21 protein-coding genes and 1 pseudogene are annotated in these 20,728 nt (G+C 72.2%); 10 read left to right on the forward strand and 12 right to left on the reverse strand.

The genetic code is table 11. From position 1 onward, the window contains the following. Nucleotides 1-61: 61 nt before the first annotated feature. The 7 genes from valS to FL583_RS25205 form a co-directional block, all read right to left on the reverse strand. A complete protein-coding gene (gene valS, locus FL583_RS25175) occupies nt 62-2,518 on the reverse strand; it encodes a valine--tRNA ligase (RefSeq protein ID WP_205752436.1) in 2,457 nt (818 codons plus the stop codon). Between the two features lie 21 nt (nt 2,519-2,539). After that, entirely contained in the window at nt 2,540-3,181 is a 642-nt protein-coding gene (locus FL583_RS25180) for a response regulator transcription factor (protein WP_142707292.1), read from the reverse strand. Between the two features lie 3 nt (nt 3,182-3,184). Beyond that, nucleotides 3,185-4,384 (reverse strand): sensor histidine kinase, encoded by a 1,200-nt coding sequence (locus FL583_RS25185; RefSeq protein ID WP_142707293.1) that lies wholly within the window; start codon nt 4,382-4,384, stop codon nt 3,185-3,187. Beyond that, a complete protein-coding gene (locus tag FL583_RS25190; protein ID WP_142707294.1) occupies nt 4,381-5,664 on the reverse strand; it encodes an FtsX-like permease family protein in 1,284 nt (427 codons plus the stop codon). The genes FL583_RS25185 and FL583_RS25190 overlap by 4 nt, the downstream gene beginning before the upstream one ends. After that, complete coding sequence (locus FL583_RS25195; RefSeq protein ID WP_142707295.1) at nt 5,661-6,365, reverse strand: ABC transporter ATP-binding protein; 705 nt, start codon at nt 6,363-6,365, stop codon at nt 5,661-5,663. Before FL583_RS25195 ends, FL583_RS25190 begins: the two co-directional genes overlap by 4 nt. A 74-nt stretch (nt 6,366-6,439) precedes the next feature. Further along, nucleotides 6,440-6,643 carry a DUF3072 domain-containing protein gene (locus tag FL583_RS25200; protein WP_142707296.1) on the reverse strand — a complete coding sequence of 68 codons (204 nt, stop codon included), beginning with the start codon at nt 6,641-6,643 and terminating at the stop codon, nt 6,440-6,442. 3 nt (nt 6,644-6,646) lie between these two features. Beyond that, nucleotides 6,647-7,282 carry a dienelactone hydrolase family protein gene (locus tag FL583_RS25205; protein WP_142707297.1) on the reverse strand — a complete coding sequence of 212 codons (636 nt, stop codon included), beginning with the start codon at nt 7,280-7,282 and terminating at the stop codon, nt 6,647-6,649. A gap of 62 nt (nt 7,283-7,344) precedes the next feature. Here FL583_RS25205 and FL583_RS25210 point away from each other — a divergent pair, with 62 nt between their 5' ends. Next, nucleotides 7,345-8,121, forward strand: coding sequence for a helix-turn-helix transcriptional regulator (locus FL583_RS25210; RefSeq protein WP_142707298.1), 777 nt, complete (start codon nt 7,345-7,347; stop codon nt 8,119-8,121). A gap of 14 nt (nt 8,122-8,135) precedes the next feature. Here FL583_RS25210 and FL583_RS25215 read toward each other — a convergent pair whose 3' ends face one another. Continuing rightward, nucleotides 8,136-8,912 carry an ABC transporter permease gene (locus tag FL583_RS25215; RefSeq protein ID WP_142707398.1) on the reverse strand — a complete coding sequence of 259 codons (777 nt, stop codon included), beginning with the start codon at nt 8,910-8,912 and terminating at the stop codon, nt 8,136-8,138. A 5-nt stretch (nt 8,913-8,917) separates the two neighbouring features. Next, entirely contained in the window at nt 8,918-9,901 is a 984-nt protein-coding gene (locus FL583_RS25220; protein ID WP_240746796.1) for an ABC transporter ATP-binding protein, read from the reverse strand. A 116-nt stretch (nt 9,902-10,017) separates the two neighbouring features. On the opposite strand from FL583_RS25220, the gene FL583_RS25225 reads away from it, so the two are divergent. The 4 genes and pseudogenes from FL583_RS25225 to FL583_RS25235 all read left to right on the forward strand — a co-directional run bounded on the left by FL583_RS25225 (nt 10,018) and on the right by FL583_RS25235 (nt 12,513). Continuing rightward, entirely contained in the window at nt 10,018-10,971 is a 954-nt protein-coding gene (locus tag FL583_RS25225) for a YihY/virulence factor BrkB family protein (protein ID WP_142707299.1), read from the forward strand. Nucleotides 10,972-11,010: 39 nt separating this feature from the next. Next, nucleotides 11,011-11,199: a hypothetical protein gene (locus tag FL583_RS25230; protein ID WP_142707300.1), complete on the forward strand. Its 189-nt coding sequence runs from the start codon at nt 11,011-11,013 to the stop codon at nt 11,197-11,199. Nucleotides 11,200-11,711: 512 nt separating this feature from the next. Beyond that, a pseudogene (locus FL583_RS43090) lies at nt 11,712-11,927 on the forward strand (IS110 family transposase); the annotation flags it as partial. 397 nt (nt 11,928-12,324) lie between these two features. Further along, entirely contained in the window at nt 12,325-12,513 is a 189-nt protein-coding gene (locus tag FL583_RS25235) for a hypothetical protein (protein WP_142707301.1), read from the forward strand. Between the two features lie 384 nt (nt 12,514-12,897). Here the strand turns inward: FL583_RS25235 and FL583_RS25240 are convergent, their stop codons facing one another. Further along, a complete protein-coding gene (locus FL583_RS25240; RefSeq protein ID WP_142707302.1) occupies nt 12,898-13,479 on the reverse strand; it encodes a Type 1 glutamine amidotransferase-like domain-containing protein in 582 nt (193 codons plus the stop codon). 63 nt (nt 13,480-13,542) lie between these two features. Continuing rightward, complete coding sequence (locus FL583_RS25245) at nt 13,543-13,956, reverse strand: hypothetical protein (RefSeq protein ID WP_142707303.1); 414 nt, start codon at nt 13,954-13,956, stop codon at nt 13,543-13,545. A 147-nt stretch (nt 13,957-14,103) separates the two neighbouring features. Here FL583_RS25245 and FL583_RS25250 point away from each other — a divergent pair, with 147 nt between their 5' ends. From FL583_RS25250 to FL583_RS25270, 5 genes are all read left to right on the forward strand, one after another. Further along, entirely contained in the window at nt 14,104-14,565 is a 462-nt protein-coding gene (locus FL583_RS25250; RefSeq protein ID WP_142707304.1) for an SRPBCC domain-containing protein, read from the forward strand. 23 nt (nt 14,566-14,588) lie between these two features. Continuing rightward, complete coding sequence (locus FL583_RS25255; protein WP_142707305.1) at nt 14,589-14,954, forward strand: ArsR/SmtB family transcription factor; 366 nt, start codon at nt 14,589-14,591, stop codon at nt 14,952-14,954. Nucleotides 14,955-14,965: 11 nt separating this feature from the next. Beyond that, the gene (locus tag FL583_RS25260) at nt 14,966-15,415 is read left to right on the forward strand and encodes an SRPBCC family protein (RefSeq protein ID WP_142707306.1); all 450 of its coding nucleotides are present in this window, start codon (nt 14,966-14,968) and stop codon (nt 15,413-15,415) included. Between the two features lie 134 nt (nt 15,416-15,549). Beyond that, a complete protein-coding gene (locus FL583_RS25265) occupies nt 15,550-16,929 on the forward strand; it encodes an FAD-binding oxidoreductase (RefSeq protein ID WP_142707307.1) in 1,380 nt (459 codons plus the stop codon). 96 nt (nt 16,930-17,025) lie between these two features. Then, entirely contained in the window at nt 17,026-20,370 is a 3,345-nt protein-coding gene (locus FL583_RS25270; RefSeq protein WP_142707308.1) for an ATP-binding protein, read from the forward strand. Here the strand turns inward: FL583_RS25270 and FL583_RS41120 are convergent. After that, nucleotides 20,330-20,725 (reverse strand): hypothetical protein, encoded by a 396-nt coding sequence (locus tag FL583_RS41120; RefSeq protein WP_205752437.1) that lies wholly within the window; start codon nt 20,723-20,725, stop codon nt 20,330-20,332. The genes FL583_RS25270 and FL583_RS41120 overlap by 41 nt on opposite strands. Nucleotides 20,726-20,728: the final 3 nt, after the last annotated feature.

Below are 20,728 nucleotides of genomic sequence, written 5' to 3' on the forward strand. Positions count from 1 at the left end.
CGCGGCCACTGTGGGGTTGGTCAGCCATCATCGAGCTCCTCACGTGGAACTTCCGAGTCGCTCAAGGATGCAGGGTGACCGTCAGCTCGGTGCTCGACCCCGTCACCACGAGCTCGGCCGCGTGGGACGCGTCCTGGAGATCCGCCGCGACCGCGCGGATCGCCTCGGCCAGCTCCGGCGGCGCGGCCACCTCGATACGCCCCACCTCGGCGCGAGGCGACAGGCGCGCCGCGGACTTCTCCTTTCGGATCGCGGCTATCGCCTGCGACGCCGCCGCCATCACACCCGCATCACCCCCGCCCGCGAACGGCAACTCCGCCGACGACGGCCACGGCGCCCGGTGGATCGACCCCTCGTGGCTCCAGGACCACGTCTCCTCGGTGACGTACGGCAGCATCGGTGCCAGCAGCCGCAACACCACGTCCAGAGCCCGCCGCAGCGCCACCCGGGCCGAGTCCGACCCGCCGTACGCGCGCGCCTTCACCAGCTCCAGGTAGTCGTCACAGAACATCCAGAAGAACCGTTCGGCGCGCCCGAGCGCGGCCGCGTAGTCGAGCGCCTCCAGCGCCGAGGTGCACGACGCCACCACCTCGTCCAGCGCCGCCAGCAACGCCAGGTCCAGCGGCTCGGTGACCGTCGGAGAAGACGGCACAGGCACCAGCAGCACGAACCGACTCGCGTTCAGGATCTTCGTCGCCAACCGACGACCGATCTTCATCTGCTTCACGTCGAACGCCGTATCCGTGCCCGGACGCCCACTCGCCGCCCAGTACCGCACCGCGTCCGCGCCGTACTCGTCCAGCAGATGGGTCGGCGTCACCACGTTGCCCTGCGACTTCGACATCTTCTTGCGGTCGGGATCGAGGATCCACCCGGACAGCGCCGTCGCCTTCCAGGGCAGCACGCCGTGCTCCAGCTGCGCCCGCACCACGGTGTCGAACAGCCACGTCCGGATGATGTCGTGGGCCTGCGGACGCAGATCCATCGGGAACGTCGACGCGAACCGGTCGGAGTCGGTGAGCCAGCCGCTCACCAGCAACGGCGTCAACGACGACGTCGCCCAGGTGTCCATCACGTCGGGGTCGCCGACGAACCCGCCCGGCTCGCCGCGCTGCGACTCCACGAACCCCGGCGGGCACGACGAGGCCGGGTCCACCGGGAGCGACGCCTCCGACGCGAAGATCGGGCTCCCGTAGTCGGTGGCCCCGTCGGCCGAGACCGGGTACCACACCGGGAACGGCACGCCGAAGAACCGCTGCCGGCTGATCAGCCAGTCCGCGTTCAGCCCGCGCACCCAGTCGTCGTACCGCGACTTCATGTACGCGGGCACCCACTCGAGCTCCGCGCCCCGCGCCAGCAGCGCGTCCCGCGAAGCCAGCGTCCGGATGAACCACTGCCGGCTCGTCACGATCTCGAGCGGCCGGTCGCCCTTCTCGTAGAACTTCACCGCCCTCGTCGTCGGCCGCGGGTCGCCCCGCAGCGCGCCGGCCTCACGCAACCGGTCGAGGAGGAGCTCCCGGGCCGAGAACAGCGTCTTCCCGACGAGTTCGTCCATGAGCTTCTGCGCCGACGGCGTCGGGAAGTCGAGCGGAAGGATCCGCCCGTCCCGGCCGACGATCGGCCGCGTCGGCAGCTGCGCTTCCCGCCACCAGAGCACGTCGGTGACGTCGCCGAACGTGCACACCATCGCGATCCCGGTGCCCTTGTCGGGATCGGCCGCCGGGTGCGCGACGACCGGCACCTCCACGTCGAACAACGGGGTGGCCACGGTAGTCCCCACCAGGTCGCGGTACCGGTCGTCGGACGGGTGCGCCACCAGCGCCACGCAGGCCGGCAGGAGCTCGGGCCGGGTCGTCTCGATCAGCACGTCCCCGAACGCCAGCGTGTAGTACGACCCGCTGACCTCCTTATCGACCACCTCGGCGTTCGCCACCGCGGTCCGGAACGTCACGTCCCACATCGTCGGCGCCTCGGCCTGGTACGCCTCGCCCCGGGCCACGTTCCGCAGGAACGCGGCCTGCGAGATCCGCTGGGCGGCCGCGCCCACCGTCGTGTAGGTCATCGACCAGTCGACGGACAGCCCCAGCCGCCGCCACATCCGCTCGAACGCCTTCTCGTCGGTGGCGGTCAGTTCCTCGCACAGCTCGACGAACCTCCGCCGGGAGACCCGGGGCCCTTCCTCCGACGGCGAGTACGGCAGCGACGGGTCGCACGTCACCCCGTAGTAGTTCTGCACCCGGCGCTCGGTCGGCAGCCCGTTGTCGTCCCAGCCCATCGGGTAGAACACGGCCTTGCCGCGCATCCTTTGGTAACGGGCGATCACGTCGGTGTGGGTGTAGCTGAACACGTGCCCCACGTGCAGCGACCCGCTCACGGTCGGCGGCGGCGTGTCGATCGAGTACACGTCCGACCGCGCTACCGCCCCGGAGAAGCGGTACAGGCCGGCCGCCTCCCAGGCGTCCGACCACTTCGTGTCCAACCCCTCCAGCGAGGGCTTCTCCGGCGGCAGCGTGTTCACGAAAACAGTCAACCCGGCCGGTCAACGACTTTCCAGGTAGCGGAGCACGGCCAGGACCCGGCGGTGGTCGGTGCGGTCCTGGGGCAGGTCGAGCTTGGTGAAGATCGCGGTCACGTGCTTCTCGACGCTCCGCGCGGCCAGGTGCAACCGCTCGGCGATCGCGATGTTCGAGCGCCCCTCGGCCAGCAGGCCCAGGATCTCGTGCTCCCGCGCCGACAGCCGCTCCAGGCCCGCGTCCGTCGGCCGCACCGCGATCAACTGCCGGACCACCTCGGGGTCGAGCGCGGTCCCGCCCTCGGTGACGCGCCGCAGCGCGTCCAGAAAATCGCGGGTCCGGACGATGCGGTCCTTCAGCAGGTAGCCGATGCCGGTCGGATGCTCGGCGAGCAGCTGGCGGGCGTAGCCCGTCTCGACCCACTGCGAGAAGACCAGCACGGGGGTGCCACCACCGCGGATCGTCACCGCGGCCCGCAGACCTTCGTCGGTGTGGGTCGGCGGCATCCGGACGTCGACGATCGCCGCGTCCGGGGCCGACGCGGCCACCGCGGCGAGCAGGTCCTCGGCGTTGTCGACCGCGGCCACCACCTCGATGTCGTGGTCGGACAGCAGCAGCCGCACCCCGTCGCGGAGCAGCGGGTTGTCCTCGGCGATGACCACACGCACGCCTCAGCCCTCCGGTGGGAGCGTCATCGTGACGGTCGTGGGTCCGCCGGCCGGGCTGTCGATCGCGAACGTCCCGCCGAGCGCGACCGCGCGCCGGTGCAGCCCGGCCAGCCCGGTCCCGCTCCCGGCCCGGGCTCCGCCGCGACCGTCGTCGGTGACGGTCAGCCGTACGGACCCGTCCGCGCTGCGCAGGTCCACCCGGGCCCGGGTGGCTCCGGCGTGCCGCGACACGTTCGTCAGCAGCTCCCCGACCGTGAAGTACACCGCGGACGCGACCACGTCCGTAGGCTGCCGCACCATGTCGATACGGACGTCGACGGGCACCGAGCCGCGGCCCGCCAACGTCTCGATCGCCGTCGGGAGCCCGTCGTCCAACGCGGGCGGGTGCAGCCCGCGGACGATGTCGCGCAGCTCGGCGAGCGCTTCGACGACCGAGTCCTGAGCGTCGGTCACCAGACCTCGGACGGTGGCGTCGTCGACCCGGGCCTCGATCCGGGAGAGCGTCACGCCCAGTCCGACCAGGCGGGCCTGGGTGCCGTCGTGCAGGTTCCGCTCGACCCGGCGCAGCAGCGCGGCCGAGTCGGCCCGCAGCGCGGCCTGGCCGGCCTCCAGCGCGGCGATCCGGAGCCGGTCTGGGGTCGGGGCCAGCAGAGCCCGGATCAGCAGCCGGTCCAGCCCGACGAGGATCCTCACCACCCACGGGAACACCAGCACGTACCCGAGGCTCTCCAGCGCCAGCAGCCACGAACCGGCCCAGCTGCTGTCCAGCGGAAGGACGAACCACCAGGCCGGGTACGTGATCCCGGCGACGGCGGCGACGACCGGACCGCCCCCGAGGTAGACGGTCGCCAGCGCCAGCGGGAGCCGCACGATGCCGTAGAGCAACGCCCGCCAGGCCGTGCCGTCGGTCAGCGTGGCGACGACGAATCCGGCGAAGCCCGGCCGCCGGGCCCGCTCCGGCGGTTCCGGCCAGTCGAGGCCGAGGAACCAGCGGGCCGGTAAGCGAAACCACACCACGGTGTGCCGGAGCACCCAGAGCGCGCCGATCAGCACCGGCAGACCCACGGTGAGCAGCGAGTAGACCGCGCCGGCGGCCCCGGCCACCGCGACGACGAACACCGGCACCGCGAAGAACAGGCCGACGAACGCGTAGCCCAGCTCCCGCCAGGTCCGCGCCGCGAACGGGGCCCGGAGCAGGATCACGGACCGTCCCCGAGCGACGCGATCGCCGGCCGGCGCGTGACGCCGAGCGCGGGCCCCACGGTGCCGGCCGCCACGACCAGCGCGACCCCGCCGACCCCGGCCACGACGACCGAGGCCGGCAGATAGGGCGTCCCGGGCAGCATCGGCAGCAGCGTCGCGGCGGCCGCGCCCGCGGCGACGAGCAGACCGGTGACCGTCACGAGCAGAGCCTCGCAGACGATGACGCCGAGCGCGCCGGATCGGGTGGCCCCGGCCAGCCGCAGCAGCGCCAGCTCCCGGCGGCGGCCGAGCACCACGGTGATCAACGTGGTCAGCGCGGCCACCGCGGCGAACACCGTGTAGACCGCGGTGCCGGAGTAGTCCAGCCAGAGGTCGGACGCCGGCTCGGGGTGGCCGCTGGCGTGCGCGGCGGTCGTGTGCACGGTGACCTTGATCGTCGCGAACGCGACGGCCAGCACCAGCGGCACGAACGCCCCCGAGTACGCCTTGGCCCGGACGGCGAGGTTGTCGGCGGCCAGCGTCCCGGTGCGGCCGAGCGCCCGGGCGAACGGGGCGGTCAGCCACAGCAGCGCCGGAGCGAGCAGGCCGGCGCCCAGGCACATCGCCAGCAGGACGAAGAACACGGACTGCTCGGCTCCGTCGGTGCCGGACGCCGCCACCGAACCCGCCAGCCCACCGGCGACGAACAGCACGCCGAGCAGGGCGCGGACCGGGCTGATCGGCCGCCGGGGCGCCGCCGTGTCGGTGAGCGCGACCGCGGGCCGCACCCGGGACGGGCGGATCGCCGCGACCAGCGCGCCGATCACCGACGTGCCCAGCACGATGCCGAACGCGACCGGCAGTGCCGCTCCGGACCCGACGAACCTGGTTCCGAGAGGTGCGGCGCCGTGGCTGACCAGGCTCTCCACCCAGGCCCGGCCACCGGCCAGGCCGAGCGGGACGCCGATCAGCGTCGCCGGGACCGCGATCACCGCGGCCTGCCCGGCGGCGGCCCGCCGGACCAGGCCCGGCGTCGCTCCGACCGCCCGGACCAGCGCGATGTCCCGCGCCTGCCGGGCGATCGTCGAGCTCATCGTGACGCCGACGAGGATCGCGCAGAGATAGACCGCGATTCCGACGAGTACCCCGGCGAATTCGTGCAGGTCGGTGCCCGCCGGCAACGACCGCAGGGCCCCGAGCGCACCCGCGATCAGCGCGGCCGCCAGGCACTGGACGACGAACGGCCCGGCGAACGACCACGGATGGGCACGCAGCGCCTGGCGGACCAGCCCGGCCTTCACGCGGCGACCGCCCGGAGCCGTTCGGCGATCTCCGGGGTGCCCGGCGTCGGGACGTCCGCGACGATCGACCCGGAGCGTAGCAGCACGAGCCGGTCGCTCCAGGCCGCGGCGATCGGGTCGTGGGTCACGATCACGACCGTCGTGCCGTCCCGGTCGCAGGCCTCCCGGAGCAGGCCGAGGACCTGGCCGCCGGTCGTCGGATCGAGCGCGCCGGTCGGCTCGTCGGCGAAGACCACGGTGGGCCCGGTGATCAGGGCCCGGGCCAGCGCGACCCGTTGACGCTGACCTCCGGACAGCTCGCCGACCTTTCGCCGGCCCAGATCGCCCAGCCCAACGGCGTCCAGAGCGTTCTCGGCGGAACGACGGCGGGAGGCGCCGAGGCGGACCGGCAGGAGCACGTTCTGTCGGACCGTGAGCTCGGACAGCAGGTTGTACGACTGGAAGACGAACCCGACCCGATCCCGGCGCAGCCGGGTGAGCCGACGTTCGGGCAGGTGGGTGATGTCGTGCCCGGCGAGGTGGACCCGTCCGGACGTGGGCCGGTCGAGGCCTGCCGCGCACTGCAGCAGCGTGCTCTTGCCGGATCCGGTGGCGCCCATGACCGCGACGAACGCGCCGGCCGGGATGCTCAGGCACACCCCGGCCAGCGCGGTGACGCGGCCGTACCGCCGGACGACCTGCTCGAGTTCGAGTGCGTTCATGCACCTCAGCGTCGTCGGAACGACACCGGCGCACAGCCGGGCCGACCGCCGGGACGAGGTGCGGACAACCGCACCTAGCGGTCGAGCTCCTGGCGGAGCTCGTCGATCTTCTCCGAAGCCTCGGCCTTGGTGAGGTCGTCCGGGACCTCCTCGCCCGCCTGGCGGGCCAGCGTGTGGAGGTAGGAGTCCTGCGCGCCGGTGGCCGGTTCGTCGCCGGTCACCCAGTCGCTGGGGTCCTTCTCCAGGCTGCGCTGCTGCTGGATGTCGGTGTCAGCCACGGGTTAGCTCCCTTCGCACGTATGTACGGCACTGGACATACCCGCGAACTCATCCGTCACACGCGCCCAGGTGTCTTCGGCTGGTCCTGGGCGGTAGGAGTCGCGTTCGTCGCAGAAGTAGCCGTGCGGAGTGTCGGGGTAGACGATCGTCTCCACCGGGAGTGTTTCGGGGTCCACCAGGTGGTCGTCGGCGCCGGTGAAGACCAGCGCGCGTTTCGCTCGGAGTGGAAGGGAGACCGTGGGTTCCGGGCCCGCGAACGGGAACGGGCCGCCGGTCAGCCAGCCGGGGTAGAGCGCGATCAGCAGGTCCAGCGGGAGTTGGGTGGCGGCGTAGTAGAGGAGGTGGCCGCCGGCCGACATCCCGAATGCGGCGATCCGGGTGGCTCCACGGCTCGTCAGCGTGTCGATCGCGGCTGCGGTGTCGTCGAGGATCGCCGGCCGGTCGAGGCGGCCGAGGAGTTCCAGCCCTCGTTCTCGGCCCTCCGGCGTGGCCGGGAGCGCGATGTCGTCGCCGAAGCGGCGGTAGAAGTCGGGGATCACCACCTCGTGGCCCAGGGCGGCGATCCGGTCGGCGACCCGGCGGACGTAGCCGGTGACCCCGAACATCTCGAACCCGATGATCACGCCCGTCGTCGTCATGACGCTCAGCCTGCGCGGTTCCGGCCGGCCCAGCCACCGCACGTCGTTACTAGGATCGGGGCGTGAGCGAGCTGGGGGTTTTTCTGCGCTCGCGGCGCGAGCGGGTGCGGCCGGCTCAGGTCGGGCTGCCGGCCGGTTCCCGGCGGCGGGTCCGGGGGCTGCGCCGGGAAGAGGTGGCGCTGCTCGCCGACGTCTCGGTTCCGTACTACGCGCTGCTGGAGCAGGGCCGCGAGGTGCGGCCGTCGGCGGGGGTGCTGGACGCGCTGGCCCGGGCGCTGCGGCTGCCCCCGCCCGAGCACGCGCTGCTCTATCGGCTGGCCGGCGCCGATCCGCCGGCCGGGTCCGGCCCGGAGGTCGTCAGCGCCGGGGTGGTGGACCTCGTCGCGCGGCTCGACCCCTGTCCGACGTACGTCACCGGCCGGAACTGGGACGTGCTGGCCGCGAACCGGGCCGCGCGGGCGCTGTTCGGCGTCTTCGACAACCTGCTGGTCTTCATGTTCACCGACCCGCGGGCCCGGTACGTCTACGTCGAGTGGGAGCGGGAGGCCGCCGCCCAGCTGGCCCGCTTCCGGGCCGCCTCCGCCCACCGGCGGGAAGCGTCGGACGTGGTCGCGCTGGTTTCGCGTCTCCGTGACGCCAGCGACGAGGCCGCCCGGTGGTGGGCGTCACCGGACGTGGCGCCGCTGTCGGCGGGGTCCAAGCTGCTCCGGCACCCGTCGGTCGGGGAAGTGCGGCTGGAGCATGTGGTTCTGGTGGTGGCCGATGCCCCGGATCAGAAGGTGGTGACGTTCCGCGGACCGGAGGATCAGCTGAGAACCTTGGCGACGTCGTCCGTCTGATGTTCTCGGGAGGGTCACTCCCAGCGGAAGTAGCGGCTGGCGGCGGCGAGCGAAGCGGCCGCCCAGGCGGCCAGCGTCAACGCGTCGCCGACCGGAAAGGCCTCGCCTTCGCCCAGCACGGACCGCAACCCGTCGGCGAGCGCCGCGCTCGGCAGGAGGCCGAGCACGTCGGCGACCCCACCCGGCAGCGACGACAACGGAAAGATGATGCCGCCGGCGAACAGCAGCAGGAACCAGACGACGTTCGCCGCCGCCAGCGTCGCCTCGGCCCGCAGCGACCCGGCCATCAGCAACCCGAGCCCGGCGAACGCGGCCGTCCCCAGGATCACCAGCACCGCCACCGTCAGCGGGTTCCCCCGCGGACGCCACCCCAGCGCCACCCCCACCCCGCTGATCACCGCGATCTGGATGACCTCCAGGCCGGCGACCGCTAGCGTCTTCCCGCCGAGCAACCCCCAGCGCGGCAGCGGCGTCGCTCCGAGCCGCTTCAGCACCCCGTACCGACGCTCGAACCCGGTCGCGATGGCCAGCCCGGTGAACGCGGCCGACATCACGGCCAGCGCCAGGATGCCCGGCACCAGGAAGTCGACCTTCGACAGCCCGCTCGTCGTGTCGATCTCGACGAACGGCTGGGTGACCAGCACCACCGTGAGCAGCACCGGAATGATCAGGTTGAGCAGCAGTTGCTCGCCGTGGCGCAGCGTCAGCTTGAGCTCGATCGCGGTCTGCGAGAGCAGCATCCGGGGCCAGGACGCCGGACCGGGGTCGGGCGTGAAGAGCCCGGGCTCCAGCGCGGTCACCGCAGCTCCCGGCCGGTGAGGTCGAGGAACACGTCCTCCAGGGTCCGCCGCCCGACCTGCAGGTCGCTCGGCATCACGGCCCGGTCCGCGCACCACGCGGTCACCGCGGCCAGCAGCTGCGGCCCGATCGCGGACGGCGGCCCGGTCACCTGGTAGCCGCCGTCGCCCGCGCTGGTGGCCACGCAGCCGGATGGCAGCGTGGCGGTGAGCGTCAGCAGCGCCTCGGCGTCGAGCTCGGCGTCGGCCCGGAAGCGCAGCGTCGGCTGCTCGCCCCGGGTCAGCGCGGCCGGCGTCCCCTGGGCGACGGCCTGACCGGCGTCGATGATCAGGACCTCGTCGGCGAGGCGTTCCGCCTCGTCCATGTAGTGGGTCGTCAGCACGGTCGTGACCCCGTCGGCGCGGAGCGCCTCCACGATCTGCCAGACGACATGGCGCGCCTGCGGGTCGAGGCCCGCGGTCGGCTCGTCCAGAAACACCAATTCCGGACGGCCGACGACGGCCATCGCGAGCGACAGACGTTGCTGCTGACCGCCGGAGAGCCTCTTGACGGTCGTCCGGGCGACCGGGGTGAGGCCGAGCAGGTCGAGCAGCAGGCCGGGGTCGATCGGGTTCCGGCTGTAGGACGCGACCAGGTGCAACATCTCGGCCGTGCGGGCACCCGGATAGGCACCGCCTCCGGCCTGCAGCATCACGCCGACCCGGGGGCGGAGCGCGGTGGCGTCGCGCACCGGGTCGAGGCCGAGGACGCGGGCGGTGCCGCCGTCGGCGCGCCGGAAGCCCTCGCAGGTCTCGACCGTGCTGGTCTTGCCGGCCCCGTTGGGGCCGAGGATCGCGAAGACGGACCCGCGCGGAACCGCGAAGCTGAGGTCGTCGACCGCGACCTTCTCGCCGTAGCGCTTGACCAGACCGCTCACTTCGACGGCCGGCGCGCCACGCTTCTCCGCGGCGGCGAGGGGGCGCACGCGGGCGGAGGAGGTCACGTCGACAGAGTGTAGGCGCCCGTTGCTCGCGCCGGTGCGTCGAGCTACCGCGTACCGCGTCACATCAGGGGCACGTCGGTGGCGGAGGACTCGTTCAGGTGCAGGACGATGGACGGGTGAGCAGCACCAACCGGGTTCCGGAAACCAGGCTGATGGGCGACGAGGAGCTCTCGGCCGACGACGCGTGGGAGACGCTGCGCCAGTACGGTCGGTGGCACCTGCTGCGCGACGCGTTCGTCCGGTTCCGCTACGGCGACGGTTTCAGCCACTCCCGGGCGCTGGCGTTCCAGCTCTGCCTGGCCGCGGTGCCGTTCCTGATCGCGCTGACCGGTCTGGCCGCGGATCTGGGCGCGGAGGAGGGCGGCCAGATCGTCGCGAAGACCGTGCTGGAGCTGACGCCCGGCAGCAGCGACCAGCTGGTCGAGCAGACGCTGGGTGAGGACGAGACCGGCGAGTTCGCGCTGGTGCTGGGCCTGATCACCGGGATGGTCGCGCTGACGACCGCGATGGCGCAGGTCGAGCGGGGTGCGAACCGGATGTACGGGGTGGAGCGCGATCGGCCGGCGCTGCGCAAGTACGTGCGGGCGGCGGTGCTCTCGGTGGTGGCCGGGCTGCCGGCGTTCGGTGGGTTCCTGGTGCTGGTCGCCGGTGAGCCGTTCGGGGACGCGGTCGTGTCGGAGTACGGGTGGGCGGGGTGGATCGAGACGACGTGGGACGTGGTCCGGTGGCCGCTCGGGTTGGTGCTGACCGTGGTGTCGATCGCGCTGCTGTTCGAGCAGTCGCCGAGGCGGCGGCAGCCGGGGATGTCGTGGCTGGTGTTCGGCGCCGGGGTCGCGACGGTGCTCTGGTTGATCGCGTCGTTGGGGTTGGCGCTGTACGTACAGGGAAGCGGCTCGTTCGGGGCGACGTACGGGCCGTTGACCGCCATCATCGCGCTGCTGCTGTGGGCGCAGTTGACGTCGATCGCGTTGTTCTTGGGGTTGGCTTTTGCGGCACAGTTGGAGGCGTTGAGGGTGGGGGCCGCCGACCCGGCGGAACCGGATCGCTGGGAACCGTCACCGGCCGCGTGACGGCGAGCCGCTGCGAAGCTGATTCCGTCGATCGACGCGATGATCGTGGACCCGCGACTGTTCGGCCCCCGGCGTTCGGTGCCGGCCGAGGAGCGTGCGTCGGTGGAGAGCGGCTGGGATGCGCACTACGGCTCGGACTTCGCTCTCGGCGAGCTGGCCTACGAGGGATACGAGTTCGAGGATCACGACGGCCGGGTGATGCTCTACATCCAGTACTGGTGCAGCTGACCGCGCTGCTGGCGAGTGTTGCGAGCCGAACGTTCCCGGCGTAGCCGGGCCGATCGAGCGCGGCGGTGTTTCGGGTGAACCTGTTTCCAGGACGGGACAACACATTTTCTGGAGGCTGGACATCATGAGCGGTTGCTACGAGTACGAGTACGACTACTGCGGCGACGACTACGACTACTGCCGCCCGCGTCGGCGTCACCACAAGCGTCGTCACCACAACGACTGCTGGGACTACTCGTACTGAGAGACTCACGCTCGTCCGTGAGCGGCCTGACTCATACTCTTACTGGCCTCGATCGACCCCTCGCGCGGATGGTTCGTACCGGGGGGTTTCGGGTGTCTTGCTGCAGATCCGTCGTCGGCTCGCGGGCAGCACCCTTGCGGTGCCGGCCGGGAGGGTAGTGACCTCATAGGAGCCTGATCGCAGCAGGTCCCGTCTCAGTCTCGTCCACCCGCCCGACCGGCGTCGCGACCCGTTTGCCGCCGAAGGCGGAGGACCGCGCGTGACCACCATGACCGAGGATCCACGGCGGCGTCGAGTCGTGATCGACGTCGACACTCACAAACAGGCCCATGTCGCGGTTGCGCTGGACGCGATCGGCGGACGACTGGACCACCGCTCGTTTCCGGCTGACCGGGCCGGCTATCAGCAGCTCCTGGAGTGGGCGACCAGCTTCCAGACGGGGATGAACGACGCGGAGCTGCTGTTCGGCATCGAGGGCACCGGCAGCTACGGCGCGGTCTGGTCGCGACGATCCGCCAGGCCGGGCACCGGCGCACCACGGTGGTGGAGGTATCCCGGCCCAACCGGCGGGTCCGGCGTCTGCGCGGCGAAGACGACGCCCTGCATGCGGAGAACGCCGCCCGGGCCGCTTCGGCCGGGACCGCCACCGGCACGCCGAAAACCAGCGACGGCCTCATGGAAATGCTCCGCCAGGTCAAACTCGCCAAAGACGCCGCGGTCAAGGCCCGCGCCGCCGCGATGGTCAGCCTCAAATCGGTGCTCCTCACTGCCGACCCGACTCGCCAGCCAAGGCTCGAGGGCCGGGAAGCGACAGCTGCCCGGCCCTCAGCCGTGTACCGAGCCCGCCGGGCGCGAGCCCGGGATCGTCTTAAGCTCCGATCATGATTCGCTGGGTGCTCGACAGCTTGCCTCGCCGGCTCTGGCGCGCCGGCAATCTGCACTTCCTTTTCGGCGCCCAATTGACGCTGCATTTCTGCATCGGCGCCGAGATCGAACGGACGGTCGAGGTGAACGGGCACCAAATCGCCCGAGGCCGCGCAGGAGGCGCCGCCGACCTCGTGAACCCCTAAGACGGGCGGCGCGGTGTGGTGCGCTTCGGCTGAGGAGTTCAGAGTTGAGATAGATCGACCCAGCTCTGTAGCCGCAACTCGGAGGATCTGGGACTTCTGCCTGACGAGCCTGCTGCTCGCGGCGCCGAGTGAGCCAGTGGGTGGTGAAAGGCCCACGAGTACCAGTGCGGCGCTGACCACACCGACGATTGCCGTCGGGGCCGTCGTGGACCAGACTCCGGGATCGCGCGCCTGCTTTGTGATGCGGCAGGAGCAGGTAATCCGTCGGGCTCAATTATGGCGCATTCGTCTTCGCTTTACGGCTACCGCAGCGCGCGTGCAGCTGAACACGGCAGAATTCGTGGGCCTTCCTCACGTCGTTCAAATCTGGCTGGGTAGCTTCGTTCAGTGCTGACCCCTGACTAGCACGGCTTCGTCGTCGCGGATCGGTACGAATTGGTAGCGGTCGCCGAGTTCGGCGATCAGGCGGGCGTAGCGCTCCTCGCGGCCTCGGTCGGCGTGGGCGAGCGGATAGAACGGGACGAGCCCCAGCCCCGCGGTGTTCGCGACCTCGCCGGGGTCGTCGTCGCCGCGATAGAACGTCAAGTCGGCCGCCGCGAGCGAGGCGCCGGACGACACGCCCGCGTAGGCCAGGCGCCCGGCTCGGACGCTCCGAGCAACCGCGGTCACGAACCCGGTCCGCTGCGCCTGTTGCAGTAGATAGATCGGGAAACCGCCGGTCACGAAGACCAGATCGGCCCACTCCAGCGCCGTCGATACCTCGTCGATCGACGCCGGCTCGAGATCGAGCCGGCGAACGGCCAGGCCTTCGGAAAGCAGAGCGGCGTGAGCGACACCGACCCACGGCGTCGACGGCATCGGGTTGCCGGCGGTCGGCACCAGCACCGCGCGCCCGGCCCGGCGTGGGAGCTGACGCAACCAGGCCGGCAGCGCGCCGAGCCCGTGGCTGCCGAGGAAGATCTCCACCCGGGAAGAGTCACCCGCCCCCGCTGCCGGCCACGACGTGCGCGGCCATCAGGAATGATCGACTCAGCTGACGGGCGTCCCGTGAATGTGCACCGTATAGGTGTAGTAGACGCTGCAGTTCGTGCTGTTGGCACTGACGTTGCAGACTCGGAAATGATAGACGGTTCCTTCGGGCCAGGTCTTGGGAAAATAAGCCTCGATGCTGCCGCAGCCGGCGTGATTCTCAATAGTGGTAACCACCGAGCTATTGCCCTTTTTGTACTGGACGCGAGGCACCATGCCGTCACAGATTTCGTCGTCTACATAGAATCCCTCGGCGTTGATGTTGTCGGAAAATCGGCCCCACGCGCCGCCGTCCGGCGAATGCCTGTCCGCACTGTCAGCCGCCGCAGGCGTCTGGACTAACACATTCAGGGCCGCGACCAACCCCAGCCCGGACATCACCGCGCCCGACTTTTTCATGCCGACATTCTTCATTCCCGCTCCCGCATTCGGTCGACAACTCAAGCCCGCCCGACCATACTCCCGAACACCGCAAGCGCAACCGAAGGTTGCATCAGCCCGCCCCCTCGGTTACCGTCGTCCTGCAACCAGAGGTTGCGGATACCCAGCCGGGAGGCACCCATGGAATACGGAAGCATCGAGCGCGAACTACACATCGACGCCACCCCCGAGATCGTCTACCAGGTGATCAGCTCCCCCGAGCACCTGCGCGAATGGTGGCCGGACGAGGCCGAGCTCGAGCCCGTCCCCGGCGCCACCGGGTCGGTCACGTTCGGCGACCCGGCCTCGCCGGACGCGAAGGTCGAGGAGCTCACGGTCGTGGACGCCGACCCGCCCCGGCGGTTCTCGTTCCGCTGGGTCTACGACCAGGCCCCGGCCACCGAGACCAACTCGCTGCTGGTCACCTTCGACCTCACCCCGTCCGAGGGCGGCACCCGGCTCCGCTTCACCGAGACGGGCTTCCGCGAGATCGGTTGGGAGGCCGCCGTGCTGGAGGAGGCCTACCTCGACCACGTCCGCGGCTGGGACCACTTCCTCCCCCGCCTGGTCACCCGCGCCGACCGCCTGGTCACCCGCCCATGACCCCCAACGCCGGTCACCCGCCCATGACCCCCAACGCCGGTCACCCGGCGACGACCACAGAATTCGACGACGCCCTCTGGTCGGCGATCGGCGACCCGACCCGGAGGCGCATGCTCGACCTCCTCCTCGCCGACGGCGTAGCCACCGCGACCACGCTCAGCCAGCGGCTGCCGGTCACCCGGCAGGCGGTGGCCAAACACCTCGGCGTGCTCGACGGCGTCGGCCTGGTGCGGATGACGTCGGCCGGGCGGGAACGCCGCTACGAGATCGACCACGCGCAATTCGCCCGGGCGGTCGCCCAGCTGTCCTCCGTCGGCGCGACCTGGGACGCCCGGCTCGGACGCATCAAGCGCATCGCCGAGCGCATCCAGCGCGACGCCCAGAACTGAAGGGACAACCCATGGTGAGCACCGAGCGCGGTTACTCCACGTCCTACGTCGTCCACCAGTCCCCGGAGGAGGTCACCGCCGCGGTTCTCGACGTCCGCAATTGGTGGACCGGTCAGATCGACGGACCGACCGACGAAGTGGGAGCCGAATTCACCTACCGCCACCCACCGCAGCACTACAGTCGCCAGCGCGTCGTCGAGCTCGAACCGGGACACCGCGTGGTGTGGCGCGTCACCGACAGCCGGCTCGCGTTCGTATCCGAGCCGGCCGAATGGACCGGCAGCACGATCATGTTCGAGATCGCCCCGGTGGCGGACGGCACCGAACTGCGGTTCACCCACGTCGGTCTGGTCCCGGACGTGGAGTGCTACGACGCCTGCTCCACGGCCTGGCTGCATTACGTCAACGGCAGCCTGCACAGCCTGATCACCACCGGAACCGGCCTCCCCGATCCGTGGTGACCGAGCCAAGCCGACGCCAAGCCCCCCAAGCCGCCCCCCAAGCCGCCTCCCGAGCAGCCCAAGCCTGAGCCAAGCTCCCGCCAACCCTCTCCTCCCATGGTGGTGCCACCACAACGACACCAGGGAGCACCACCATGACCGAGCTGACCACCGCCGCCCCCCTGCACGAACTCTCCATCGCCGGCCGCGTCCTCCTCCCCGGCCGACCCGGCTACGCCGAGCTCGCCACGCCGTGGAACGTCGCCGTCGTCAACGAACCGATCGCGGTCGTCGAGGTCCTCGACGCGGCCGACGTCGTCGCGACCGTCCGGTTCGCGGCCGCCCACGGTCTCGAGGTCTCGGTCCAGGCCACCGGCCACGGCGCGGTCCGCACCGAACGTCCGACGTTGCTCGTCCACACCGGTCGGCTCACCGACCTCACGATCGACGCCGACGGGATCGCCCGGGCCGGGGCCGGCGTCCGCTGGGGGCAGGTGCTCGAGGCGGGCGCCCCGCGCGGGCTGGCCGGCCTGGCCGGCTCGGCGCCGAACGTCGGCGTGGTCGGTTTTCTCACCGGCGGGGGCATCGGGCCGGTCGTCCGGACGTTCGGCGTCTCGTCCGACCTGGTGACCGCGTTCGAGGTCGTGACCGGCGACGGCGAGTTCCGCCGGGTCACCGCCGACGAGAACCCCGCGCTGTTCTGGGGCCTGCGTGGCGGCAAGGGCGCGCTGGGCATCGTCACCGCGGTCGAATTCCAGCTGGTCGAGGTGGCCGAACTCTTCGGCGGTTGCGTGTACTTCGAGGGCCGGGACGCCGAGGCCATCGCCCACGCCTGGGCCCGGTGGACCGACGACCTGCCCGAGGCCGCGTCCTCGTCGCTGGCGATCGTGCAGATGCCGGCCATGCCGGGCGTCCCCGAGCCGCTAGCCGGCCGGACCACGGTCGCGCTGCGCTTCGCCTGGGTCGGCGACCCGGCCGAGGGGTCGCGGGTCGTCGAGCCGATGCTCGGCCTGGGGACGATCGTCCTGGGCGGGATGGGTGTTCTGCCGTACTCGGCGATCGGCGCGATCCACGCCGACCCGGTCGACCCGATGCCGACCCACGAGGAGAGCGGCCTGCTCCGCGAGCTTCCCGCCGAGGCCATCGAAGCCCTGATGGGGCTCCTGGCCGACTCCCCCCAGATCATCGTCGAACTCCGCCACCTCGGCGGCGCCTTCGCCCGCGCGAACGACCACGCTCCGAGCGCCTTCGGGCATCGCGACGCGGCCTACAACCTCGTCACGATCGGCCTCGGCGTCCCTCCGGTCGTCGCCGCCGCCGCCGCGCACGGCACCGCGCTCCTCGCCGCCCTCGGCCCCTGGACCACCGGCGGCTGCCTGCCGAACTTCACCGCCTCGGCCGACCCGTCGATCGTCCGCCGCAAGTACGACGACGAGACCCTCACCCGCCTGGCGACGCTCGCCACGACGTACGACCCGCACGGCGTCATCGCCGCCGCCCACCCGATCCACGCGGCCTGCCTGCTGAGCCGCTGATCGATCGAGGTCCCTCCTGGCCACACGGCTGGGAGGGACCTCCGACGTGCCGACAGATTCCCGACTTGCCCTCGGTACGACGCGAACGTCCGGGTGATGATCGAGCCCGTGGAGTACCGCGTCCTGGGTCCGCTCGAAGTCGACCGCAACGGCACCGCCCTCGACCTCGGCGCCCCCAAGCAACGCACGGTCCTGGCCATGCTCTTGCTCGACGCCGGTCGCGTCGTCTCGGCCGACCGCCTGCTCGACGCGGTCTGGGGCGACGACCACCCGCCGAGCGCGGTCGCCAGCCTGCAGGCCTACATCTCGAACCTGCGCCGGATCCTCCGCGACGGCAACGCGGTCACCTCCCCGATCGTCCGGCGCGTCCCCGGCTACCTGCTCGACGTCCACCCCGACCAGATCGACCTCACGCTCTTCCGGGCCGACGCCGACGCCGCCCAGGCGTTCGTCCGGGCCGGCGAGTGGACCGCCGCCGCCGAGGCGGCCGAGCGGGCCCTGGGGCGCTGGCGCGGTGAGGTGCTCGCCGAGCTCGAGGACGAGCAGTGGGTGCGCCAGGCCGCGACCGCGCTCGACGAGCGTCGCACCGAGTGCACCGAGGACCTGGTCACCGCGTTACTGGGGGCCGGCCGGGGCACGGCCGCGCTGACCCTGGCCCGCGAGCTCCACGAGGCCCAGCCCCTGCGCGAGCGGGCCTGCTGGCTCGCGGCCGTGACGCGGTACCGGGCCGGCCGCACCAGCGAGGCCCTTGACGTCCTCCGCGAGCACTTCCGGGTGCTCGACACCGAGCTCGGCCTGGACCCCGGCCCCACCCTCCGCGACCTCCAGGCCGCGATCCTCCGCCAGGACCCCGACCTCCTCGCCTGGCCCGCCGAACCGAACCGAGCCCCCGCCACTCCCGGCCTCGTCCCCCCGATCGCCTCCAGCAGCGATCGACCGGCCGCGGTCGTCACCGGCGAACCCATCGTCGGACGCACCCGCGAGCTCTCCGAGGTCGACGCCCTGCTGACCGACCTCCGCGCGGGTGCCGGCCGCTGGTTGCTGATCACCGGACCGGCCGGGATCGGCAAGACCCGCCTCGCCGAGGAGGCGGTCGCGCGCTGGAACGGCCCGGTCACCCGGGCCTCCTGCCCCGACGACGACGGCGTCCCGCCGTGGTGGCCGATCCGCCAGCTGCTCCGCAGCCTCGGCGCCGACCCGGACACCGTCCTCGCGCTCCCGCCCGACGTCGACGCGGACGCCGCCCGCTACGCGGTCTACGAACGAATTCAGACCCTGCTCGTCGATGCGACCGCCGCCGCCCCGGTACTCGCGTTCATCGACGACGTCCAATGGGCGGACGCCACGTCGCTGCGATTCCTGACCCACCTCGCGTCCACGCCGGACCCGCACCGGCTGGCGGTCGTCGTCACGGTGCGGGACTCGGCGGCCGGGAACGCCGACCTCCCCCGGCTGCTGGCCGCGGCCGCCCGGCGCACCGGCGCCCGCCGGCTCCCGGTGCCGCCGCTGGGCCCGGACGAGGTCGCCGAGCTGGTCAGCACCGTCAGCGGCGAGACCGTGGCCGGTCGCGAGGCCCGCGAACTGACCGACCGCACCGGCGGCAACCCGTTCTTCGTCAGCGAGTACGCGCGGCTCCCGCGCGAGGAGCGCGCGACCGGTGAGCTGCCGCTCGCGGTCCGGTCGGTGCTCGGACGGCGGCTGGCCGGCCTCGACCCGTCGGTGGTCGAGGTGCTCCGCGCTGCCGCCGTCGTCGGCGATCCGCTCGACCTCGGCCTGCTCCGGGCGGTGACCCGCCTCGACGCCGACGACCTGGCCGACCGTCTGGACGAGGCCGCCGACGAGCGGATCATCGTCCCGTCGTCCGGGAGCTACGCGTTCGCGCACGGCCTGCTCCGCGACGAGGTGCTGGCCGGCCTGTCCCCGGTCCGCCTCCAGCGGCTGCACGCCCGCGCGGCCGCCGCTCTCGGCCCCGGCGGGCCGACCGAACGCCTGGTCCGCCGGGCCGCGCACCTGGTGGCCGCGGTCCCGATGGTCGACGTCACCGACGCGTTCGACGCCTGCCGAGCGGCCGCTCTCGACGCCGAACAGCGCTGGCAGTCGGACTCGGCCGCGCAATGGTGGGGCGCGGCGCTCACCGCGTTCGCCGGGCTACCGGCCGAGGCCCGCACGGAGGAGACCCGGGACGACCTGGTGATCGCCCGGGTCACCGCGCTGGCCCGGGCCGGCCGCGGCCAGACCGTCCTCGACGTGGTCGACGAAGCCCTGCTCGACGCCGTCCGCGAGGGCCGCACCCGCTCGGCCGGACGGCTGGCCGGCACCCTGCTCCGGACCACCGGGTCCTGGCCCTGGGCGACGTACGGCGCCGATCCGGGCCCGCTGCTGTCCCGGCTGGCCGGGGTGGAGCGCCGGTTGGCCGACGACCCGGTCGCGCACGTCCAGGTGCTGTCGGCGCTGGCCGTGGGCAGCTTCTACGACCCGGACTTCTCGGTGCCCGACCTGCTCAGCACCCGGGCGCTGGAGCTGGCCGAACGCACCGGCGACCCGGACGCGCTGGCCGACGCCCTGCTGGCCCGCGGGCTGGTGATCTCGTCGATCGGCGCCCGGGCCGAGGAGTCGATCGGAGTGCTGGACCGGCTCGCCGACCTGCCGCACACGCAGGCCCCGGTGGACGACGTCCTCCGGCACGGCATGCTCTGGCTCGTCGAATTCCTGCGCGGGAACCTGGACGCGGCCGAGGAGCACCACCGCGTCGGCTCCCAGGGCAGCGACCTGCTGCGGCTGCCGGTCAGCCGGGTGCAGTTCCGCTGGGCCGAGGGGACGATGGCGGCCTGGCGGGGCGACCTGACCACGGCCCGCTCGATCTACGACCACGCGTACCAGTTGCACCGGCAGACCGAGCTGTACATCGGCGGGGCGCAGTACCTGTCCCAGCTGTCGGTGCTGTTCGCGCAGGGGCGGCTGGCCGAAGCGTCACCGCCGGAGGAGTGGACCGAGGACACCGAGGCGAACCCGGACGTCCTCGACTTCACCCGGGCCGCGGTGGCCGCGGCGAACGGCCGGGTCGACGAGCTGGACGAGCTGATCGCGTCCGCGCTCGGCCGCAACACCCGCACCTGGACGACGCACAGCAAGCTGACGCTGCTGGGGCACCTGGCCGTGGACGCCGGCCTGGCCCGGCACGTACCGGCGCTGCTCGACCGGCTGACGCCGCTGGCCGGCAGGATCGCGAACATCGGCCAGGTCGGCGCGCTCGGCCCGATCGACCTCGCGCTGGCCCGCCTGCACCTGCTGGCCGGGAACGTCACCGCCGCCCGGGACGCGCTGGCGTCGGCCCGGGCGCTGGCCGAGCGCACCGGAGGCGCGCTGGCCCTCGAGCAGTGCCGACGGCTCGAGGCCGAAGCTAGTGCTTCTTCCGCTTCTTCGGGCGGCCGTACCAGTTGAGCCACCAGTCGGCGACGGGGAGCCCGAAGACCGTCCCGAAGCCGCCCTTCGAGGCGATCGACCCGAACGAGCCGACCGACGCGATGCTCCAGGCCGAGCCGATGCTGGCGATCGAGCCCAGGCTGCCGATCGACGCGATGCTGCCCGCCGACCCGATCGAGGCGATGCTGCCGGCCGAGCCGACGCTGGCGATCGAGCCCGCGCTGCCGAACGAGAAGATGCTGCCGGCCGAGCCGATCGAGGCCTTCGAGCGGACCGACGTGCGGGCGGTCAGCGACGTCTCCGTCGCACCCGGGTCGCCCGGCTCGGGCTCGCCCGAGCCGCCGACGAGATGGAGGTTGCGTTCTCCGGACACGGT

The organism is Cryptosporangium phraense (assembly GCF_006912135.1).
Taxonomy (GTDB): Bacteria; Actinomycetota; Actinomycetes; order Mycobacteriales; family Cryptosporangiaceae; genus Cryptosporangium; species Cryptosporangium phraense.